Source organism: Burkholderia sp. PU8-34 (genome assembly GCF_053427725.1).
Map to the genome: position 1 here is coordinate 534586 of NZ_JBSAXC010000002.1, position 20979 is coordinate 555564.

At 66.5% G+C, this 20979-nt stretch carries 17 protein-coding genes and 1 tRNA gene; 12 read left to right on the plus strand and 6 right to left on the minus strand.

What is annotated here, in order from left to right; genetic code table 11:
• Nucleotides 1–8 precede the first annotated feature (8 nt).
• The 6 genes from ACV22Z_RS07075 (at nt 9) to ACV22Z_RS07100 (ending at nt 6940) form a co-directional block, all read left to right on the plus strand.
• A complete protein-coding gene (locus ACV22Z_RS07075) occupies nt 9–692 on the plus strand; it encodes a response regulator transcription factor (protein ID WP_448075598.1) in 684 nt (227 codons plus the stop codon).
• Nucleotides 693–1355: 663 nt separating this feature from the next.
• Complete coding sequence (locus ACV22Z_RS07080; RefSeq protein WP_448075599.1) at nt 1356–1877, plus strand: fimbrial protein; 522 nt, start codon at nt 1356–1358, stop codon at nt 1875–1877.
• A gap of 17 nt (nt 1878–1894) precedes the next feature.
• Nucleotides 1895–2623 carry a fimbrial biogenesis chaperone gene (locus ACV22Z_RS07085; protein ID WP_448075600.1) on the plus strand — a complete coding sequence of 243 codons (729 nt, stop codon included), beginning with the start codon at nt 1895–1897 and terminating at the stop codon, nt 2621–2623.
• Between the two features lie 115 nt (nt 2624–2738).
• A complete protein-coding gene (locus ACV22Z_RS07090; RefSeq protein ID WP_448075601.1) occupies nt 2739–5306 on the plus strand; it encodes a fimbria/pilus outer membrane usher protein in 2568 nt (855 codons plus the stop codon).
• Entirely contained in the window at nt 5303–6271 is a 969-nt protein-coding gene (locus ACV22Z_RS07095; RefSeq protein ID WP_448075602.1) for a fimbrial protein, read from the plus strand. Before ACV22Z_RS07090 ends, ACV22Z_RS07095 begins: the two co-directional genes overlap by 4 nt.
• Before the next feature lie 117 nt (nt 6272–6388).
• On the plus strand, nt 6389–6940 hold the full coding sequence (locus ACV22Z_RS07100) for a cytochrome b (protein WP_448075603.1): 552 nt from the start codon (nt 6389–6391) through the stop codon (nt 6938–6940).
• A 241-nt stretch (nt 6941–7181) separates the two neighbouring features.
• Here the strand turns inward: ACV22Z_RS07100 and ACV22Z_RS07105 are convergent.
• Nucleotides 7182–7268: transfer RNA gene (locus ACV22Z_RS07105), tRNA-Leu, on the minus strand.
• A 247-nt stretch (nt 7269–7515) separates the two neighbouring features.
• Between ACV22Z_RS07105 and rnr the strand changes: the two genes are divergently transcribed.
• Nucleotides 7516–9972, plus strand: a complete 2457-nt coding sequence (gene rnr, locus ACV22Z_RS07110) for a ribonuclease R (protein WP_448075604.1) — start codon at nt 7516–7518, stop codon at nt 9970–9972.
• Nucleotides 9973–10121: 149 nt separating this feature from the next.
• A complete protein-coding gene (rlmB, locus tag ACV22Z_RS07115) occupies nt 10122–10865 on the plus strand; it encodes a 23S rRNA (guanosine(2251)-2'-O)-methyltransferase RlmB (RefSeq protein ID WP_448075605.1) in 744 nt (247 codons plus the stop codon).
• Between the two features lie 112 nt (nt 10866–10977).
• Here rlmB and ACV22Z_RS07120 read toward each other — a convergent pair whose 3' ends face one another.
• A complete protein-coding gene (locus ACV22Z_RS07120) occupies nt 10978–12714 on the minus strand; it encodes a long-chain-fatty-acid--CoA ligase (RefSeq protein WP_448075606.1) in 1737 nt (578 codons plus the stop codon).
• A 256-nt stretch (nt 12715–12970) separates the two neighbouring features.
• On the opposite strand from ACV22Z_RS07120, the gene ACV22Z_RS07125 reads away from it, so the two are divergent.
• The 4 genes from ACV22Z_RS07125 to ACV22Z_RS07140 all read left to right on the plus strand — a co-directional run bounded on the left by ACV22Z_RS07125 (nt 12971) and on the right by ACV22Z_RS07140 (nt 16717).
• Nucleotides 12971–13846, plus strand: coding sequence for an N-acetylmuramoyl-L-alanine amidase (locus ACV22Z_RS07125; protein ID WP_448075607.1), 876 nt, complete (start codon nt 12971–12973; stop codon nt 13844–13846).
• 96 nt (nt 13847–13942) lie between these two features.
• A complete protein-coding gene (gene rpiA / locus ACV22Z_RS07130) occupies nt 13943–14638 on the plus strand; it encodes a ribose-5-phosphate isomerase RpiA (RefSeq protein ID WP_448075608.1) in 696 nt (231 codons plus the stop codon).
• A gap of 262 nt (nt 14639–14900) precedes the next feature.
• Nucleotides 14901–15617 carry a FadR/GntR family transcriptional regulator gene (locus ACV22Z_RS07135; protein ID WP_448075609.1) on the plus strand — a complete coding sequence of 239 codons (717 nt, stop codon included), beginning with the start codon at nt 14901–14903 and terminating at the stop codon, nt 15615–15617.
• A 113-nt stretch (nt 15618–15730) separates the two neighbouring features.
• The gene (locus ACV22Z_RS07140; RefSeq protein ID WP_448075610.1) at nt 15731–16717 is read left to right on the plus strand and encodes a Gfo/Idh/MocA family protein; all 987 of its coding nucleotides are present in this window, start codon (nt 15731–15733) and stop codon (nt 16715–16717) included.
• Nucleotides 16718–16897: 180 nt separating this feature from the next.
• On the opposite strand, the gene ACV22Z_RS07145 is transcribed toward ACV22Z_RS07140, so the two are convergent.
• The 4 genes from ACV22Z_RS07145 to ACV22Z_RS07160 form a co-directional block, all read right to left on the minus strand.
• Nucleotides 16898–17590 carry an amino acid ABC transporter permease gene (locus ACV22Z_RS07145; RefSeq protein WP_448075611.1) on the minus strand — a complete coding sequence of 231 codons (693 nt, stop codon included), beginning with the start codon at nt 17588–17590 and terminating at the stop codon, nt 16898–16900.
• 121 nt (nt 17591–17711) lie between these two features.
• A complete protein-coding gene (locus ACV22Z_RS07150; RefSeq protein WP_448075612.1) occupies nt 17712–18506 on the minus strand; it encodes a cystine ABC transporter substrate-binding protein in 795 nt (264 codons plus the stop codon).
• Between the two features lie 99 nt (nt 18507–18605).
• Complete coding sequence (locus ACV22Z_RS07155; protein WP_448075613.1) at nt 18606–19643, minus strand: quinone-dependent dihydroorotate dehydrogenase; 1038 nt, start codon at nt 19641–19643, stop codon at nt 18606–18608.
• A gap of 218 nt (nt 19644–19861) precedes the next feature.
• Nucleotides 19862–20692, minus strand: a complete 831-nt coding sequence (locus ACV22Z_RS07160; protein WP_448075614.1) for an arginyltransferase — start codon at nt 20690–20692, stop codon at nt 19862–19864.
• Between the last annotated feature and the right edge of the window lie 287 nt (nt 20693–20979).

Here is a 20979-nt window from a genome sequence, read left to right on the forward strand (position 1 = left end):
GATCGAACATGATTGTCGCAATACTCGAAGACATGGTGACGCAGGCGGGCGTCGTGGCCGGCTGGCTCAACAAGGCGGGCTACGACACCGAGGTGCGTCACGACGGCGACAGCTTCATCGAACTGGTGCGCACGCAGCGCGTCGACGTGCTGCTGCTCGACTGGGATGTGCCTGGCAAGTCGGGGATCGACGTGATGCGATGGGCACGCGAATCGTTCGCCGACGCGCTGCCGATCATCATGATGACGCAGCACGACGGCGAGAACGACATCGTGTTCGGTCTCAACACCGGCGCCGACGACTATCTGATCAAGCCGCTGCGCGAGCGCGAGCTCGTCGCGCGCGTGAATGCGCAGGCGCGCAAGTACTACCCGGAGACGCAGCGCGCGAAGATCGTCGAGGTCGGCAAGTTCGCGCTCAATACGAACTCGCATGCCGCGACCGTGGACGGCGAGCCGGTCGAGCTGTCGCAGCGCGAGTTCGATCTCGCGCTGATGCTGTTCGAGAGCGTCGGGCGGATCGTGACGAAGGACATGATGATCAAGCGGATCTGGGGCGTGGTCGACCGCAAGTACGACGCGACGCTCGCCACCTATGTGAGCAAGTTGCGCGCGAGTCTCGGTCTGCGGCCGAAGAACGGGCTCGTGATCACGACGGTCTACAACTACGGGTATCGCCTCGAGCGGACCTGAGCAGTCGGCCGGGCGGCTACGCGCCGGCGCGACGGGTGACGCCACGCGGGCCGACAAGCCGCTGCGCGCGCACGTCGAGCAACGCTTCGAGCCGCCGCCGTGCGGCGAGGCGCTTCGGCTGACAGGATCGACGCCGCCGATCCGTATCCCCATCCGCATTTCCCTTTTCAGCGAGGCTGTCGCGGCGAGCCGCGTCGGCCGTCGTTCGGCATTCAATCGGGGTGCTCTCACGAGGCTTTCGTGAGGCGCGACAGCACGTCTCGCGCTCCGATATACCCGGCTGTTTCCACCCGTCGGCTTCCATCGCGGCTGTGCGCGGCACGCTCGGTCATTCCGGCGCTAGAACGCGTTCGCGCGCGTGCTTCGTATCAACGGTCATGTCATCGCGTGGTGCGTCTTCAGATCTGATGATAAGGATTCCGTAAACAATGTGCAGATGTTCGGCGCCACGTCAGTCGGCGTGCCCGGGACGGGCGGAAAGCGTCGTCGCAGGCGTCGCATTGCATCGGGTCGCGTCCGTCTGACGGCTGTGCGTTGAGAATCTTTTTAAGTTTGTTTGGCCGCGACCGCCGGATCGGAATAATGCCTGCGAACTCGACGGGTTCGTTGTTCCGCTGTCAGAGACCGGCAGCGGAAATCCTTATTCTTCTACCCAGATACTCGATGAAAACGTACCAGAAATCTCTTGTGTTGGCCGCGCTGCTGGCGGCGTTCGGTTCGACTTCCGCGCTCGCGGCGGACGGCACGGTCAACTTCCACGGCAAGATCGTCGCGACGACCTGCAAGATCGACAACAGCAATATCCAGGTGCCGCTCGGCGCGATCGGTATCGACCAGCTCGCCACCGCAGGCCAGGAAAGCCGTCGCGTGCCGTTCCAGATCGCGTTGAGCGAGTGCAACGACCAGCTGAGCGGCGTGCGTGCGCAGTTCGAGGGCATGTCGAACGGCGACGATCCGACGCTGCTCGCGGTCGGCACCGGCGCCCAGGACGACGCGAAAGGCGTCGGCATCCAGCTGATGGACGAATCGGGCAAGCAGATCGGCATCAACAGCGAGACCGAGACGCTCCAGCTGACGCCGGGCAGCAACGTGCTGAACTTCGCCGCGAACTACGTTTCGACGTCGAACCAGACCGAGGCAGGCGAGGCGAACGGCACTGCATCGTTCACGCTGCACTACCGCTAAGCAGACGGGATCGACCGATGACGATTCAATTCGGACAACGTACGCTCGCCTGTGTGGTCGGGCTGTGCCTGACCCACGGCGCGCTTGCGGGCGTGGTGGTGGGGGCGACGCGCGTGATTCTGCAGGAGGACCGGCGCGAAGCCGTCGTGCCCGTGAAGAACGCGGACAGCCAGCCTTACGTCGTGCAGGCCTGGATTGACGGCGGGTCGACGAAGGGTGGCGCGAAAGCGCCGTTCTTCGTCACGCCGCCGCTGTCGCGGCTCGATCCCGGCAAGGAAAACCTGTTGCGCGTGATGCCCGTCAAGCACGGGCTGCCGTCCGATCGCGAGTCGCTGCTGTGGCTGAACGTGAAGGAGATTCCGGCCACGCCGAAGCAGGAGAACGTGCTGCAGATCGCGATCCAGACGCGAATCAAGGCGTTCTATCGTCCGCAAGGCCTGACCGGCTCGGCGGCCGACGCGCCGGCGGCGCTGACCTGGCGCATCACGCCGTCGGGCGACGGCGCGACGCTGACGGTGAATAACCCGACGCCTTATTACGTCACGTTCTCGACGATCGGCATCAATGCCGGGACGACCGAGGACGTCGATCTCGAGATGGTGCCGCCGCTGCAGGCGACGACTTATAAGCTGCGCAACTTCAGCGCGGTGCCGACGCAGCCCGTCACGCTGCGCTTCAGCACGATCAACGACTACGGCGCCGTGACGCCGTCCGTCACGGTGACGGTGCCGACCGGCGCCGTCTGACGCAACGCGGTCGCGGGGCCGGCAAGCGGCCGCTCCGCGAGCCGCTTTTTTGACCTTTCCATTTTTTCGATTTCATGCGGCGTGCGCTCATCCAGCGCGCGCCGTCCCGCCATTCATGACACGATGCCTTGACCCGCTGCGCCGATGCGTGCTCGCGCTCGCCTCGATCTTCGCGTTCGGATTGCCGACCGCGGGCGCGCATGCGCACGCGAACACGGCATTCAATCCTGCGTTCCTTGCGTTCGGCAACACGCAGGAGGACGTGGATCTCGACGTGTTCGCCGAAGCGAACGTGCTGTTGCCCGGCGTGCACCCGATCGAGGTGTCGGTCAATGGCGAAGTGTCGGGCACGCATGACATCCGCTTCGAGCGCGATGCGCGCGACGAGCACGGCAATTCGGTGCGCCCGTGCCTGAGCGCCGCGCAGCTCGACGCGTTCGGCGTGAACCTCGCGGCCTATCCGCGCGTCGCGCAGGACGGTGTGGCAGGCGATCCGCTCGTGTGCGTCGATCCGCGCGACGCGATGCCGGATGCCACCGTCACGGTGGACCCGGGGCGTCAGACGCTGGCGCTGACGGTCCCGCAGGCGAAGATGAAGCGCGTGCCGCGCGGCTCGGTCGATCCGTCGCGCTGGGACGAAGGCATCAACGCGATGCGCTTCGACTATCGCTTCAACGCCGCGCAGCGGCGCTACGACGGGCCGTCGGGGCAGGCGACGGAAGCGTACGGCAGCGTGCGCGCGGGCCTGAACCTTGGCGCTTGGCGCCTGCGCAGCAGCGCGATGGTGAACCACAACGCGTCGGGGCTGCAGACGCAATTCATGAATACCTATCTCGAGCGCGACATTCCCGCCTGGCGCAGCCGCGTCACGGTCGGCGACAACTTCACGTCCGACAACGTATTCGACAACGTGGCGTTCCGCGGCATGCAGCTCGCGTCCGACGACACGATGCAGCCGGACAGCCAGCGCGGCTATGCGCCCGTCGTGCGCGGCATCGCGCAAAGCCATGCGAAGGTCGAGATCCGCCAGAACGGCTTTCTGATCTACAGCAACTACGTGCCGCCGGGGCCGTTCGAGATCGACGACCTGTACGCGATCGCGTCGCATGCGGATCTCGAGGTGACGATCGTCGAAGCGGATGGCCAGAAGCGCAGCTTCGTCCAGCCGTCGGCGAGCATTCCGACGCTGCTGCGCCAGAACGCGTGGTCGTATCGCGCGGCCGCGGGACGGTTGCGCGCCGATTCCGACCACCCGCAGTGGTTCACGTCGGCGAGCGCCGCTTACGGCTTGCCCGGCGAGACGACGATCTACGGCGGGCTGACGTTCGCCAGCGGCTATGCGGCGCTGGCGGCCGGCGTCGCGCGCAACCTGGCACAGATCGGCGCACTGTCGGTGGACGTGACGCACGCCCGTTATCGGGACCAGGCGGGGCAGGCGGGCGCGGGCAGCGCGGTGCGCGTGATGTACGCGAAGGCGTTCGCGTCGACCGGCACGGAACTGCGCGCGGCGCATTATCAATACTCGGGCGGCTATCGAAGCCTGTCCGACGTCGTGGTGCGCTACGCGACCTCCGTCGACATATGGGCGGACCGCGCCGGCAAGCGCAACCGCAGTGAACTGAGCGTGTCGCAGAGCCTGGGGCGCGCAGGTTCGCTGTACGTCAGCGCGAGCCGACGAGCCTACCGCGACGGTGCGGGGGAAGACCGGCTGATCCAGCTCGGCTATTCGGGCAGCGTGTCGCGCGTGTCGTACAACGTGAGCCTGAGCGCCGAGCGGCGCGCGCGCGGCGAGAGCAGCCGACAGGTGTCGCTGAACCTGTCGATTCCGTTCGGCGGCGGGCGCACGACGACACCGCATGCATACGGCAGTGCGACGCTGATCGCCGGCACCGCGGGCACCGAGCAGCGCGCGGGCGTGTTCGGCACGTTGTTCGACGACGATCGCCTGAGCTATGGCGTCGACGCCGATCGCACGGCGCACGGCCTGGGCGGCGCGGTGAACCTGAACTATCGCGCGACGGCCGGCCAGTTCGCGGTCACCCACAACCAGGCGCGCACCGGCTCGCAGACCTCGGTCAGTGCGGCGGGCGGCATGATCGTGCACGGCGGCGGCGTTACGCTGTCGCAGCCGCTCGGCGAAACCGTCGCGCTGGTGCGCAGCGAGGGCGCGGCCGACGTCGGCGTGATCGCGCATGCCGGCGTGCGCACCGACCGCGCGGGTTATGCGGTCGTGCCGAACGTCACGCCGTACCGTCAGAACCGCATTGCCTTGCACACGCTGGAGCTCGATCGTCAGCTCGAGATCCGCAACGCGATCGTGCACGTCGTGCCGACATACGGTGCGGTCGTGCTGGCGCCGTTCGACGTCGAGGCGGGCCGCCTGATGCTCGACATGGCCGACGATGCGGGCAAGCCGGTGCCGTTCGGTGCTTCCGTGCTGACAACGGACGGCAAGGAGGTCGGCATGGTCGGCCCGAACGGGCAGGGCTTCGTCACCGGCGTCAGCCGGGCCGGCGACTTGTTGGTGCGGTGGGGCGCGCGTCCGGACGAGCGCTGTGCGCTGTCGTACAACATGGGCGAGTCGACGCCGCACAGCAATTTCCCCGAACTCGACGTCGTCTGCTCGCGCACGCATCCAGCGCTGCGGGCCGACGCTTCTTCACCCACTTCATCCCGTTCATGAAACCCACGATATTCCGATTTGCCGCGCGCCTGCGCTGCTGGGCGGCGTTCGTCGCGCTGACGTTCTGCGCGGCGCCCGCGTTTGCCGCGTGCCTGAGCCTGCCCGAAGATTTCAATCCGATCGAGTTCGGTTCGATCGTGGCCGACGGCGTCGAAATCGGCGGTGTCGTCCGGTCGGTCCGCTTCACGTTGACCATCACCTGTGCGCCGAACGGCCAGGGTGAGCCGCTGGCGCGGACGTTGCACTATTCGAGCGAGTTCGGCCCCGCGCCGGGCATGAACCTGTGGGCGACCAATCTCCCCGGCCTCGCGCTGCGGATGGTGCGCGACGGCGAGGATCTCGGCAACAAGACGGAAGGCGTGCTCGGAACGCATCCGGGCGACGGCACGGCGCGCGAGTTCGTGGTCGACATGGAGCTCGTCAAGATCGGACCGGTGACACCCGGCTTTCTGCTAGGCCAGGCGCTGATCGTCGAGGCGTCGCCCGTGAGCGGCGATCCCGGCCATTACGTGGTGCGCAAGCACATTACGAGCAGCTATGTGCGGGGCGTGGCGTGTACCGTCAATACGGCCTCGAAGCATCTCGTCGTGCCCCTTGGCGCGGTGCCGGCGTCGGCCTTCGACGGTCCGGGCTCGACGCAGGCGTCGCGCGATTTCGCGATCGACCTGACCTGCAGCCCGTACGGCGAGGCGCGGCCGACGCCGCTGTCGATCCAGTTGCTCGGCGAGACGGTGCCGGGCACGACGGACGTGCTGAAGCTGCTCGGCGACGACGCCGCGCAGGGCGTCGGCATTCGCGTGCTGAAGAACGACGTGCCGGTCACAATGAATACCTGGCACAGCCTCGGCGATGCGACGGTCGGGGCGACCACGTTGCCGTTTACCGCGCAGTACTACCAGCACGGCGAACGTGTGACGGCGGGCTCGGGCGACGGCGTGATGACGTTCCTGATCGAGATGCGCTGACGCCGCGCCGGGTATTTTGAAATCGTTGAGAATGGTTATCGACACGGGATTCAATCTCGATAATTTCATCCACTTGTCCATGGCAACAATGAACCGGCAACCGATAAAGGATGAATCATGCGGGTGGCTTCCCAAACAAATTCGCAGAACAAAACATCAGGCGGCGGCCGATACGACCGCCTTTCCCGCACACTGCACTGGATCTTCGCGGCCGTGATCCTGTACACGATGGCGGCCGGATTTTCGCTGCATTTCATCACGCAGCCGGATCTCTGGCGTTTCGTGTCGACGCTCAACATGTCGCTCGCGAGCTGCCTGATCGTGCTGTTTCCGCTGCGCTACGTATGGTCGTTCTTCCGCCGCACGCCGCCTGATGTCGAGTCGATTCCCCGGCAGCAGCGCTCGATCGCGCATCTGGTGCACTCGTTGATTTACGCGCTGGTGGCCTTCGTTCTGTTCAGCGGTTTCGTGATGGTGCCGGACGGCTACTGGTTGTTCGGGACGTGGTACATGAAGACGCCGTATAGCGCGGGCCCGGTTACCGAGCACTGGTTCGAACTCCACAAGTTCGGCTGCTATGCGCTGGCATTAGTGGTGGCGATCCACGCGGCGGCGGCGCTCAAGCACCATTTCATGTCGAAGAACGACGTGCTGAAGCGCATGTTGTGATGAGGCGCCCAGAGGCGGGCGGATTTCGATCTGCGGAGCATGCACCGCGTTGGTGCGGACTCGCGACGATACGCAGCGGTCCGCGATGGACGCCAGAAATGAAGCAGGCCGGCGTATAGCCGGCCTGTTTTGCATGCGGATGGCGCCGAGGCGAGGGCTCGGCCACACAAGCGCGCGGGCGCTTTGCTTCGTGGACTAGAAATGAAAAAGGCCGGCATGAAGCCGGCCTTTTAAAAACAGATGGTGCCCAGGAGAGGACTCGAACCTCCACGATGTTGCCACCGCTAGGACCTGAACCTAGTGCGTCTACCAATTCCGCCACCTGGGCACGTTTCGCTTGTTGCTGCATCGCGAAAGAATGCAATTATAGCGCCCCAATTATCGCTGTCAACACTTTTTTGCGATGAGCCGCAAACCGGCTGCCGTGGCGCGCGGACGCGGCATTCGCGCATTTGGCAACACAGGCGGGTGATAGAATGACCCGCCGCCGTCAATATAGAACTGTCTGGAGGACACCTCTATGTTGATGCCGTGCACCATCAATCAACGCAACGAGAACAACCATCGACAAGCCCTTGAGCAAATATCCGTACCCCATTCCGAGCCGTGAAGAAATTCTCGGCGTGCTGCGTACGAGCGACGCACCGCTGGCCGCCAACGACATCGCCGAAGCGCTGTCGATCAAGCGTCAGGAGCGCGAGGGGTTCTTCCGGCGTGTCGCCGCGATGGAGCGCGACGGACAGATCCGGCTCGACAAGCGCGGCCATTACCTGCTGACCCATCCTTCGAACTTCGTCGCCGGCCGCGTGCAGGGCCATCGCGACGGCTACGGGTTCGTGATCCGCGACGACGGCCAGGACGACCTGTTCTTGCCGAACGGCGAAATGCAGAAGGTGATGCACAACGACCGCGTGCTCGCGCGGATCGTCGGCTACGATCGCCGCGGCCGGCCGGAAGGGCATGTCGTCGAAGTCACCGACCGCGCGAACAAGCGCGTGATCGGCCGGCTGCTGAACGAGAACGGCGCGCTGATCGTCGCACCCGAAGACAAGCGCATCGGCCACGACATCCTGATCACGCAGAACGCGAAGAAGGCGAAAGTCGGCCAGGTGGTCGTCGTCGAGCTGACCGATTTCCCGAGCCGTCATTCGCAGCCGCTCGGCCGCGTGGTCGAGGTGCTCGGCGACATCGACGATCCGGGCATGGAGATCGAGATCGCGGTGCGCAAGTATGGTGTGCCGCACGAATTCAACCAGCCGGCGCTCGACGACGCAACCGCGCTGCCCGACAAGGTGCGGCCGGCCGACTTGCGGTTCCGCGTCGACTTGCGAGACGTGCCGCTCGTCACGATCGACGGCGAGGACGCGCGCGACTTCGACGATGCGGTCTATTGCGAGCCGACCAAGGTCGGCCGTGGCGACGGCTTCCGGCTGATCGTCGCGATCGCCGATGTGTCGCATTACGTGCAGCCGGGCAGCGGGCTCGACGCCGATGCGCTCGAGCGCAGCACGTCGGTCTATTTCCCGCGCCGCGTGATCCCGATGCTGCCGGAGAAGCTGTCGAACGGGCTGTGCTCGCTGAACCCGCAGGTCGACCGCTGCGTGCTCGCGTGCGACATCGTGATCACCGCGCGCGGCGAGATCAAGGCCTACCAGTTCTATCCGGCCGTGATCCATTCGGCCGCGCGTCTGACCTACACGGAAGTCGCGGCGGTGCTCTCGAACACGAAGGGGCCCGAGGCCGCACGTCGCGCCGAGCTGCTGCCGCACCTGCAGAACCTGTACGGCGTCTACAAGGCGCTGTTCGCCGCACGGCAGAAGCGCGGCGCGATCGACTTCGACACGACCGAGACGTACATCGTCTGCAATGCGCAGGGCAAGATCGAGCAGATCGTGCCGCGTCAGCGCAACGACGCGCACAAGCTGATCGAGGAATGCATGCTGGCCGCGAACGTCTGCGCGGCCGACTTCCTGAAGCGCAACAAGCATCCTGGCCTGTACCGCGTGCATGCGGGGCCGACGCCGGAGAAGCTCGAGAACCTGCGTTCGTTTCTGCGCGGGATGGGACTGTCGCTCGGCGGCGGCGACAAGCCGCACGCGAGCGACTATGCAGCACTGATGGCGCACATCCGTGACCGGCCCGATGCGCAGATGCTGCAGCCGATGCTGCTGCGCTCGATGCAGCAGGCCGTCTACAGCCCGGACAACATCGGCCACTTCGGTCTCGCGTACGAGGCGTATGCGCACTTCACGAGCCCGATCCGCCGCTATCCGGACCTGCTCACGCACCGCGCGATCTACGCGATTCTGTCCGGCAAGAAATACGTGCCGAAGTCGCCGGACGGCTTCGAGCTGAACACTGCGCTGTCGCCGCGCGCCCGCGCGCTGCAGCAGGCCGACGACGAAGCGCGCAGCCGCTCGCGGACGAACACGGCGATCTGGGAAGAGCTCGGCCTGCACTGCTCGGCAAACGAGCGGCGCGCGGACGAAGCGTCGCGCGACGTCGAGGCGTGGCTCAAGTGCTACTTCATGCGCGACAAGCTCGGCGAGGAGTACGGCGGGATGGTGAACGGCGTCACGTCGTTCGGCATCTTCGTGCAGCTCGACACGCTGTTCATCGAAGGCCTCGTGCACGTGACGGAGCTCGGCTCGGACTACTTCCAGTACGACGAGATCAAGAACGAGCTGCGCGGCGAACGTACGGGCATCCGCTACCGGTTGTCGGATCGCGTGCGCGTGCAGGTGAGCCGCGTCGATCTCGATGCACGCAAGATCGATTTCCGGCTCGTGCGCGATACGCCGGTGAAGGCACCGCGCCCGGCGGCCGCGCCGGCTGCTCCGGGCGTCGAGCGCGGCGGCCCGCGCGTGCGCGCGCTGCCGCCGGCTGACGAGCAGGCCGTGCGCCGCAAGAAGGCCGCGAGCGCGCCGAGCGCCGAAGTGAAGGAGGCGCGTGCGGCGCGCACCGCGGCGAAGAAAAAGGGCACGTCGGCGAAGCCGGCCGCAAAGAAGGCGCGCGCCCGCAAGAAGTATTGAGCATCGGGGCGGCGTCGACGCGCCGCGCCCGTCGTATCGACAGACGCCGCGTTGCCGGTCATCGGCCGGGAACGCGGCGCTTTCCGTTTCCATGTTTGGCGGCCGCGCGTCCTGCGCGCCCGCCCGTTTGATCAAAGGTTGTTCCAGTCATGTCACGTCTGAAGGTTCTTTACGGTTTTCATGCGGTGACCGCACGCTTGCGGCACGATGCATCGACGGTTGCGGAGGTGCTGTACGACCAGACGCGCCGTGACCGCCGCATGCAGGATTTCCTGCACGCCGCGAAGGAAGCGGGCGTGCGGCTGATCGCGGCCGACGAGACGCGTCTCTGGGGGCTCGCGCACACCGAGCGCCACCAGGGTGTCGTCGCGCGCGTCGAGGACATTCCGCTCGCGCAGAACCTGTCCGAGCTGCTCGACGGCATCCAGGGCCCGGCGCTGCTGCTCGTGCTCGATGGCGTTACCGATCCGCACAACCTGGGCGCGTGCCTGCGCGTCGCTGACGCGGCTGGCGCGCATGCGATCATTGCGCCGCGCGACCGCGCTGTCGGCCTGAACGCGACGGCAGCGAAGGTGGCGAGCGGCGCCGCCGACACGGTGCCGTACATCACGGTGACGAACCTCGCCCGTGCGCTGCGCGAGCTGAAGGAGGCGGGCGTGTGGATCATCGGCACGTCGGACGACGCGTCGGCCACCGTTTACGAAACGAAGCTCGACGGTCCGGTCGCGCTCGTGATGGGTGCGGAAGGCGAGGGCATGCGCCGGCTCACGCGCGATACGTGCGACGAGGTGATGAGCATTCCGATGGCTGGCAGCGTCGAAAGCCTGAACGTGTCGGTCGCGAGCGGTGTATGCCTGTATGAGGCGGTGCGGCAGCGGCGCGTGAAGGCGTGACGTCCTGAAGTGTTCGCATCGACCGGCGTGCGGCAATATTCCGCACACCGGCGACACAGCCCGCCGGAAGGCAGGCCGAAGAGGGCGGCATCGGCAACGACGCCGCCCTTTGTCATGGTTGTCCGGGCTGGCCGCTGCGCGTCCCGAGCGTAGGCCGACCCGCCTGCGCCGCCTGCCCGTGCTCGTCCCGCAACTCCCGCCGCAGGATCTTGCCGATGTTCGATTTCGGCAGGCTGTCGCGGAACTCGATGTATTTCGGCTTCTTGTAGCCCGTGAATTCCTGCTTGCAGTAGGCCATCAACGCGTCGGTCGTGAGCGCGGGGTCGCGGCGCACCACATACAGCTTCACGGCTTCGCCCGAATTCGGGTCCGGCACGCCGACGCACGCGCATTCGACGACGCCCGGATGGGCCGCGATCACGCTCTCGATCTCGTTCGGATACACGTTGAAGCCCGACACGAGGATCATGTCCTTCTTGCGGTCGACGATGCGCACGTAGCCCTGCTCGTCCATCACGCCGACGTCGCCCGTCTTGAAGAAGCTGTCCCGCGTCATCGCCTTCGCCGTTTCGTCCGGGCGGTTCCAGTAGCCGGCCATCACCTGCGGGCCGCGGACCGCGATCTCACCGGACTGTCCTTGCGACACGGGTTCGTCGTTCTCGCCGAGAATCGTGATTTCCGTCGACGGCACGGGCAGGCCGATCGTGCCCGTGAACGCGGTGAGCGTCGCAGGGTTCAGCGTGACCGTCGGCGACGTCTCCGACAGCCCGTAGCCTTCGAGGATCGGGCAGCCGGTCGTCTTCGCCCACCGCGCGCTGACGGCTTCCTGCACGGCCATGCCGCCGCCGAGCGTGATCCGCAACCCGGAGAAATCGAGTTTCGCGAAACCCGGATGGTTGAGCAGCGCGTTGAACAGCGTGTTCACACCCGGAAAGAAGTTCACGCGATGGTGCGACAGTTCCTTCACGAACCCCGCCACGTCGCGCGGGTTCGGAATCAGCAGGTTCATCGCGCCCCAGCGCGCGCCCATCAGCATGCACGCGTTGAGCGCAAGGATGTGATAGAGCGGCAGCGCGCACACCGTCACGAGCGCGTCGAGCGTCGGATCCTGGCGTAGCGCCGGCTGGCTCCATGCGTCGTTCTGCAGGATGTTCGCGATCACGTTGCGGTGCGTGAGCGTCGCGCCTTTCGACACGCCCGTCGTGCCGCCGGTGTATTGAAGAAAGGCGATGTCGTCGTGATCGAGCGCGGCGGGGCGGAACGGCTGCCGCGCGCCGTCGCGGAGCGCCTTGCGGAATGGCGTCGCGCCCGGCAGCCGGTACGGCGGCACGAGCTTCTTCACGCGGCGTGCGACGAAATTGACGACCGTGCCCCTGACCGGGCCGAGCAGGTCGCCGAGCGACGCGACGGCGACGTGCTTGACCGAGGTCCGGTCGATCACCTGCTGCAGCGTCGTCGCGAAGTTCTCGAGGACGACGATCGCTTCGGCGCCCGAATCGTGGAGCTGGTGCTCGAGCTCGCGCGGCGTATAGAGCGGATTCACGTTGACGACCGAATACCCCGCGCGCAGCGCCGCGGCGACCGTGACCGGATACTGGAGCACGTTCGGCATCATCACCGCAATGCGCGCGCCTTTCGCGAGGCCTTGTTGCTGAAACCACGCGCCGAGGCTGCGCGAATGCGCGTCGAGCGCCGCGTAGGTCAGCGTTCGGCCCATGCACGCATACGCGTTGCGCGCCGCGAACATCGCGAACGATTCGTCGAGCAGGTGCGCAAGCGAACGGTAGCGGTCGGGATCGATGGTTGCGGGAACGCCGTCGGGATAGGACTTCAGCCAGATTTTTTCCATTATGGTTCTCTCGGTGGCGCGGCTCTCACGCGCATCGGTTCATGGGTCTTCTCGTCGGCGCCGGGCCTTGCAACGGACGCTTATTGTCGCGGGATGACGTGCATGACACACGCGATTCTAACGGCCCGGCGCCGGCTCGGCCGCGCCGGACGGCGGTGCGCATCGACGCGGCGCGGCCTGCGAGAGGCCGCGTGCGCGGCAGACTGGCTAGAATGGCGGGGCGGCACGGCCGCACCACCTGTCCGGATTTCGATCGATGAGACTTTTCCATCGCGGCGCGTTATGCGCCGGCCTGTGCCTGCTGGCCGCGTGCACGTCCCCGTCGCTCGTCGGGCGGGGCACCTACTATGCCGATACGAGCCGTCACGCGCAGGGCGCCGATTCGCGGATCCGCTTTCTCGTGATGCACTACACGGAAAGCGGCGAAGCGCAATCGCTGCGCACGCTGACGGGGGACGCGGTCAGCGCGCATTATCTCGTGCCGGCGCAGCCGCCCATCGAATCGGGCAAGCCCGTCGTCTATCAGCTCGTTCCGGAAGCGCAGCGCGCGTGGCATGCGGGCGTCAGTTCGTGGCAGGGCACAACGGAGCTGAACGCGGCGTCGATCGGCATCGAGAACGTCAACGGCGGCCCGACCGACACGCCGCAGGGGCGCACCTGGCAGCCGTATCCGCCCGAGCAGGTCGACGCGCTGATCCGCCTGTCGAAGGACATCGTCGCGCGCTACCGGATCCCGCCGACCCGCGTCGTCGGGCACAGCGATATCGCGCCGCAACGCAAGATCGACCCGGGGCCGCTGTTCCCGTGGCATGCGCTTGCGCAGGCCGGCGTCGGCGCATGGCCGGACGACGCGACGGTCGCCGCGCGTCTGGCCGGACGCGATCCGCACGCGAGCGTCGACGTGCGCCAGCTGCAGCTCGAGCTCGCGCGCTACGGCTACGACGTGCCGACGGACGGCGTGCTCGACGCGCGTACGCGCCGTGTATTCGCCGCATTCCAGATGCATTTCCGGCCGTCCGACCCTGCGGGCAATCCGGACGCGGAAACGGACGCGATCGCGCAGGCGCTGCTCGACAAGTACTTCCCCGGGCAGGCGCCGACGGACGACGGGGCGGCCGCCGGCGCGCCTTGAGCATGTCGCGGCCGCGCCGCATCGCGGAAACGTGCTGACGGTCACACGACTCCGGTAAACTGGCGGTTTTCCGCAATCGCAGAGCATCACCCTCCCATGACTCAAGACGAACTCAAACGCCTCGTCGGCCAGGCCGCGGCCGATTACGTGATCCAGAACGTGCCGGAAGGCGCGGTGATCGGCGTCGGCACCGGCTCGACCGCCAACTGCTTCATCGACGCGCTCGCGGCCGTCAAGTCGCGCTACCGCGGCGCGGTGTCCAGCTCGGTCGCGACGACCGAGCGCCTGAAGTCGCACGGGATTCCGGTGTTCGACCTGAATGACGTCGAGTCGCTGCAGGTGTACGTCGACGGCGCGGACGAGATCGATGCGAGCGGCGCAATGATCAAGGGCGGCGGCGGCGCGCTGACGCGGGAGAAGATCGTCGCATCGGTGGCCGACACGTTCGTCTGCATCGCCGATGCGAGCAAGCGCGTGCCGGTGCTCGGCGCCTTCCCGCTGCCGATCGAAGTGGTGCCGATGGCGCGCACCGCGATCGGCCGCCGCGTGACGGCGGCGGGCGGCGTGCCGGTGCTGCGCGTGACGAAGGACGGCGCGCCGTACATCACCGACAACGGCAACGAGATCATCGACGTGAAGGGGCTGCAAATCGCCGATCCGCGCGGCTTCGAGGCTCAGGTGAACGCATGGCCGGGGGTGGTGACGGTCGGCCTGTTCGCGCAGCGCGGCGCGAACCTGTGCCTGCTCGGCACGGAGAGCGGCGTCGAGACTATCGTTTATCCTGCCCACTGAAAGAATTGAAAAGCAGTGCATAACGCACTGCCTGCCAAAAATCTTGCAGAAATCGCGGCCCGGCAAGCGCAGAGCGCTTCCCGGGCTTTTTTTGAAGCCTTATAACTCACCCCGATCGAAAAGAGGGATAACCCTGTCAGGTGTTTACCAGATAGCGGAATGGGCCCGAAACTCATCAACTTATAGATCATAAGAACAGTCGTAACCAGGGCCGGCGGAACTGCGGAGCAGGTGTTCGCAAATAGACGCACGGGGAGGTGTCATGGAGCAGGGCAAAGACCGGTCACTGGTCGCCAAAGTGATGGATGGGCTTGTCGCAGGCATCGTCGAGGACAAGTACGGCGGTATCCTGCCGCCGCAGGATGTGCTGTCGAAAGAATTCGACGTGAGCCGCACGGTGATGCGCGAAGCGTTGTCGATGTTGCTGGCGCGCGACATGCTCGACGTCCGTCCGAAAGTCGGCACGCGCGTTCGGCCGATGCGCGACTGGCGCATGATCGACGAGGACGTCGTGAGCTGGCGGTTCCGGGCGAAACCCGATCCGCAGTTCATGCGCGACGTGATCGAATTCCGGATGCTAATCGAGCCGCGGGCGACCGCGCAGGCGGCCGTGCGCGCGAGCGCAGCCGACGTGGCCGGCATCCGCGAGGCATTCGAGGCATTCAAGGCGCTGCAGCCGGGCGATGCCGGCTACGATGCGGCCGACGAGCTGCTGCATACGCGGATCGTGCATGCGAGCGGCAACCAGTTCTTCCAGCAGATGGCGGCGATCGTGCGCGGCGCGGTGCGGCTCGTGAACCCGCGCGTGGTGCAGAAGGAGGGCGCGCATGAGGTCGCGGTCAAGGCGCATGCGCGGGTCGTCGATGCAATCGAACGCCGCGATCCGCGCGAGGCCGAGGCGGCGTCGCTCGCGCTGATCGACTACAGCGCCGACGAGATCTCCCGGGATTTCTCCGTCGACGTGCCCGTGCGCGCCTGACCGCGCGCAGGGGCCGCTCGCCCCCGTTCGTCCGGACACCGGCTTGCCGTTTATCATGACGGCCGGCCGGCAAGGTGTCGGCCATCGTGACACCACCGACACGGATGATCCGGATGAACGACCTCGACACACGGACGGTGCGCTTCGGCATCGTCGGCGCGGGCAGCATCGCGCGCCGCTTCGCGCAAAGTCTCGCGCATGTGCCCGGCGCCGCGCTCGCGGGCGTCTGGGCGCGCCGCGCGGACGCCGCGGCAGCGTTTTGCGCCGACCACGGCGGCACGCCTTTCACCAGTCTCGACGCGCTTCTTGCCAGCGACGTCGACGCGATCTACATCGCGACGCTTCATGCCAGTCATGCGCATTTCACGCTGGCGGCGCTTGCGGCCGGCAAGGCCGTGCTGTGCGAAAAACCCGCGACGCTGAATGCCGCGCAGCTCGAGGCCGTGCTGCGCGCAGCGCGCGATGCCGGCCGCCTGTTCATGGAAGCGATGAAACCGCCGTTCTACCCGCTGTACCGGACGCTGCGCGCGCACCTGCGCGACGATCCGATCGGCGAGATCCGGCTCGTGCGGGCCGGCTGCGCGTCGTCAGGCGTGCCCGGTGACCATCCGGTGTACCGTCTCGAACAGGCGGGCGGCGCACTGCTCGACATCGGTATCTACGAGACGTTTCTCGCGGTCGACTGGCTCGGCGCGCCGCTCGACGTGCAGACGCTCGGCCGCGTCGGCGCGACGGGCGTCGACGTGTTCGCGAGCCTGAACAGTCGCCACGCGAATGGCGGCATTGCGCAGCTCTTTTGCGGGCTCGACGTGATGGGGCGGGGCGACGCGCTGCTTGCCGCGGCGGGCGGGCACGTGACGATTCACGAGAAATGGTGGAACCCCGCGCGCGCGACGATCTGCTATGAGGACGGGCGCGTGGTCGAGCTCGACGAGCCGTTCGACGGCGGCGGGCTCAACTACGAGACCGCGCATTTCTGCGATCTGCTGCGGGCGGGCGCGATCGAAAGCCCGGTGATGACGCACGACCACTCGCGGCAGATGATCGCGATGACGGATGCGGCGCGCGCTACGCTCGGCGTGCGTTATCCGGGGGAGTGAAGCAGGCCGGCCGAGCCTCGGCTGCCGGCCGCACGCCACGATGTGGCGCACGGCCTGCGCGGCGCCTCGGTGCGCTCGGCAACCTGGCTCCATCGGCGCGGGGCGCTCAACGTCCCGGCGCCGAGGCGATTCCGGGGTTCCCGGAATCCGGCTGCTTCGCGCAGCCTGGCACATGACGCCTCAGTGCCGCGCCGGCAGCGACAGCCGCCGTTCATACCAGCGCTGCACCCATTCGAGGATCTGGCACAGCACCCAGTACACGGCGGCCGCCGCGAGATACAGCGGCAGCGGCTGGTAGGTCGACGCGATCAATTCCTGCGCGCTGCGCAGCAGCTCGGTGACGGTAATCACCGACACGAGCGACGTATCCTTGATCAGGCTGATCAGGCTGTTCGACAGGCTGGGCACCGCGATGCGCAGCGCCTGCGGGCCGATCACGTAGCGCAGCGTCTGCCCCCACGACAGCCCGAGGCTGTATGACGCGAGCCATTGGCCGCGGTGAATGCCGTTGATCGCGCCGCGCATGCTTTCGGACATGTAAGCCGCGACGTTCGCGGACAGCGCGATGACGCCCGCGGGCGTCGGGTCGAGCGAGATGCCGAGGCTCGGCAGCCCGTAGTAGATGACGAAGATCTGGACGAGCAGCGGCGTGCCGCGCATCACGCTGACGTACGCGCGCGCGAGCGCTGCGAGCGCGTTGACGGCGAAGCGTTCGAAGCCGGCGAGCCCGTCGTTCTGCCGGATGCCCATCATCGCCAGCACGACGGCGCCGAGGAGGCCGAACACCATCGACAGGACAGCGAACTTGACGGTCAGCACGGCGCCCTGGGCGAGCACCGGCATCGATTGGACGAGCAGGGAAGTGGTCGACATGAATTGCTGATCGGATGCGTGCGCAAAAGCGCAATCATAAACCGGACGAATAAAACAAAGGGCGGCATCGTGACGGATGCCGCCCTTTCCGGCCCGCGTCAGGCGGGCAAGGTCTGCGTGCTTACTTGACCGGCTTCGTCACGTCGATGCCGAACCACTTGTCCGAGATCTTCGCGAAGGTGCCGTCGGCTTCGAGCTGCGCCATCGCTTCGTCGATTGCCTTCTGGAACTTCGGGTTGTTCTTCTTGAACGGAATGCCTGACGGGTTCGCCGAACCCACGTTCGCGCCCGGGCGCAGCGGCAGCTGCGAGTTCTTCGTCAGGTACGCGAGCATCAGGCGGTCGTTCAGCGCCGCGTCGAGACGGCCGGCCGCGAGATCGCGCAGGTATTCGGGCGCGCCCGGATAGGTCTTCACGTCGATGCCCGGCACCGACTTCGCCATGTCCATGTAGTTCGTGCCGAGCGCGACGCCGAGCTTCTTGCCCTTCAGGTCCTCGAGCGACTTGAACTCACGCGTGTCGTCCTTGCGCTGGATCAGCTGCGCGGACGAGTACGTGTACGCCGGCGAGAAATCGAGCGTCTGCTTGCGCTGGTCGGTGATGCCGACCTGGTTGACGATCACGTCGAACTTGCCTGCCTGCAGGCCGGCGATGATGCCGCTCCATTCGGTCGTGACGAATTCGGGCTTCACGCCGAGCTTCGATGCGACGGCCTTCGCGATGTCGACGTCGAAGCCGACCAGCTCGCCCTGCGGGTTCTTCGAGTTGAACGGCGGGAACGTGCCCTCGAGGCCGACGCGCAGCGTGCCGCGTTGTTTGACCTGGTCGAGGAGGTCGGCCGCGTGCGCGGTTGCAGCGGAGAGCGCAGCACCGATCACGCCGACGACCAGCAGTTTCTTCAGCAGCGTAGTTTTCATTGTCTGTTTCCTTGCCCGGATCGGGCCAATGATTCCGAATCGGGGCCGATAATAGCAAAAATGCAATCGGCCTCTAAATATCGTTTGTTTATTCCTATATTACGACGCGCGCTGACGGGCGACGGCGTTCACGCATTCGGCGACGAGCGCCGGGCCGCGGTAGATGAACCCCGTGTACAGCTGAACCAGCGACGCGCCGGCTGCGAGCTTCGCCTGTGCGTCCTCGCCGGAGAAGATGCCGCCGACGCCGATGATCGGCACCGCGCTGCCGACCTCGGCGTGCAGCTTGCGGATCACCTCGTTGGATGCCTCGAACACCGGCCGTCCGGACAGGCCGCCGGCCTCGTCCGCGTGCGGCAGGCCTTGCACCGCCGCACGCGACAGCGTCGTGTTGGTCGCGATCACGGCCTCGATCTTGTGGCGCAGCAGCGTGTTGGCGATCTCCTTGACCTGCTCGTCGTCGAGATCCGGCGCGATCTTCAGCGCGAGCGGCACGAGCTTGCCGTGCAGGTCGGCGAGACGCTGCTGCTTGTCCTTGAGCGCCGCGAGCAACGCGTCGAGCTCGCCTGCGCCCTGCAGCTGGCGCAGGTTCTTCGTGTTCGGCGACGAGATGTTGATCGTCACGTAGCTTGCGAACGGATAGACGCGCTCGAGGCAATACAGGTAATCGTCGGCGGCGCGCTCGATCGGCGTGTCGGCATTCTTGCCGATGTTCAGGCCGAGAATGCCGCGGTAGCGGGCGGCCTGGACGTTCTTCACGAACTGGTCGACGCCGCTGTTGTTGAAGCCCATCCGGTTGATCAGCGCGTCGGCCTGCGGCAGGCGGAACATGCGCGGCCGGGGATTGCCGGGCTGCGGGCGCGGCGTGACGGTGCCGACTTCGATGAAGCCGAAGCCGAGCGCCGCGAGGCCGTCGATGGCGGCGCCATCCTTGTCGAGGCCCGCCGCGAGGCCGACCGGGTTGCGGAACGTGAGCCCCATCACGGTGCGTGGCGCGTTGGGCACGCGGGCCGACAGCGCGCAGGCGAGGCCGGTGCGGCCGGCCGCGCCGAGTGCGCGCAGCGTGAGGTGGTGAGCGTCTTCCGCATCCATCTTGAACAGGGATGCGCGGGCCAGCGGATAGAGGGAACTGAACACGGCGAGTGGGCGGACAGCCAGAAAGATGACAACCCGCTATTTTACCGGGAGTTGCGCGGCAGGGGCGGGCTTCGCTTGGTACGCGCTTCGCCGGCGGGGCGACGGGGCGACGGGGCGACGGGGTCGACGGGGTCGACGGGGTCGACGGGGCGGGGCGGCCGGCGCGCGAGCGCGCGTCGTGCCGGGTCACGGATGTACGCGGATGCGCGCAGACGTGCTCAGGGCGAGCCGGAGTGTCCGCCCGGCAGCGGCGCGCGTGCGAGCGCCGCGTCGACGGGCGGCAGCTCGACGCTCTGCGGATCGAGCACCTTCCAGCGGCTGTCGACCAGGCCTTCGAGCGGATGGAAGTTCGCCTTGTACGCCATCTTCGGGCTCTCGCGGATCCAGTAGCCGAGGTACACGTAAGGCAGGCCGAGGCTTTTCGCCTGCTCGATCTGCCAGAGGATGTTGTAGGTGCCGTAGCTCGAGTGCGGATCGTCCGGTTCGAAGAACGTGTAGACCGACGACAGCCCGTCGCCGAGGATGTCGATCATGCTGACCATGCGCAGCTTGCCGGGTTCGCCGCCCGGCGCGTCGAGGTCGCGGAATTCGACGAGGCGCGAATTGATCCGGCTCTGCAGCAGGAACTGCTCGTACTGGTCGCGGCTGTCGCGGTCCATGCCGCCGCCTGCGTGGCGTGCGGACTGGTAGCGCATGTAAAGCGCGTAATGCTCTTCGTCGTAATGCAGCGGCGACACCGTCGCAACGAGTTCGTGGTGCCGCTTCCACATGCGCCGCTGCGTGCGGTTCGGCACGAACGCCGCGACCGGCACGCGCACCGGCACGCACGCGCGGCAGCCGTCGCAGTACGGCCGGTAGGTGAACACGCCGGAGCGACGGAAGCCCGCCTTGACGAGTTCGGTGTAGATGTCGGAGTTGATCAGGTGGCTCGGCGTCGCGACTTGCGAGCGCGCGATGCGGCCGTCCAGATAGCTGCACGGATAGGGCGCCGTTGCATAGAATTGCAGCGCCGAAAGCGGTGAAAGCGGCAGCTCAGTCGGGTGAGTCATGGGCAACTCTCGATGCAGGGATGGAGTGCCGCGCCAGCGCCCGGGGCCGCCGGTTCGCTGCGGCCCGCCAGCGCGGCGCCAGGTGCGACGTGTTCTGCTGGCAGTTCATCATCTGATGCAAAAACCCTTGTGAATCAACGGCGTGTGTTTCGACATTCGGCAACTTTCCGCCGAATGGCAACGAAACCGGCTACAAGAAAATTAACATGAAAACGGGGCTAAATGCATCATGTCCAGATTCAACAATAGGCTGATCGGACGCGCGCAACCAGTCGGGAATAAGGGGG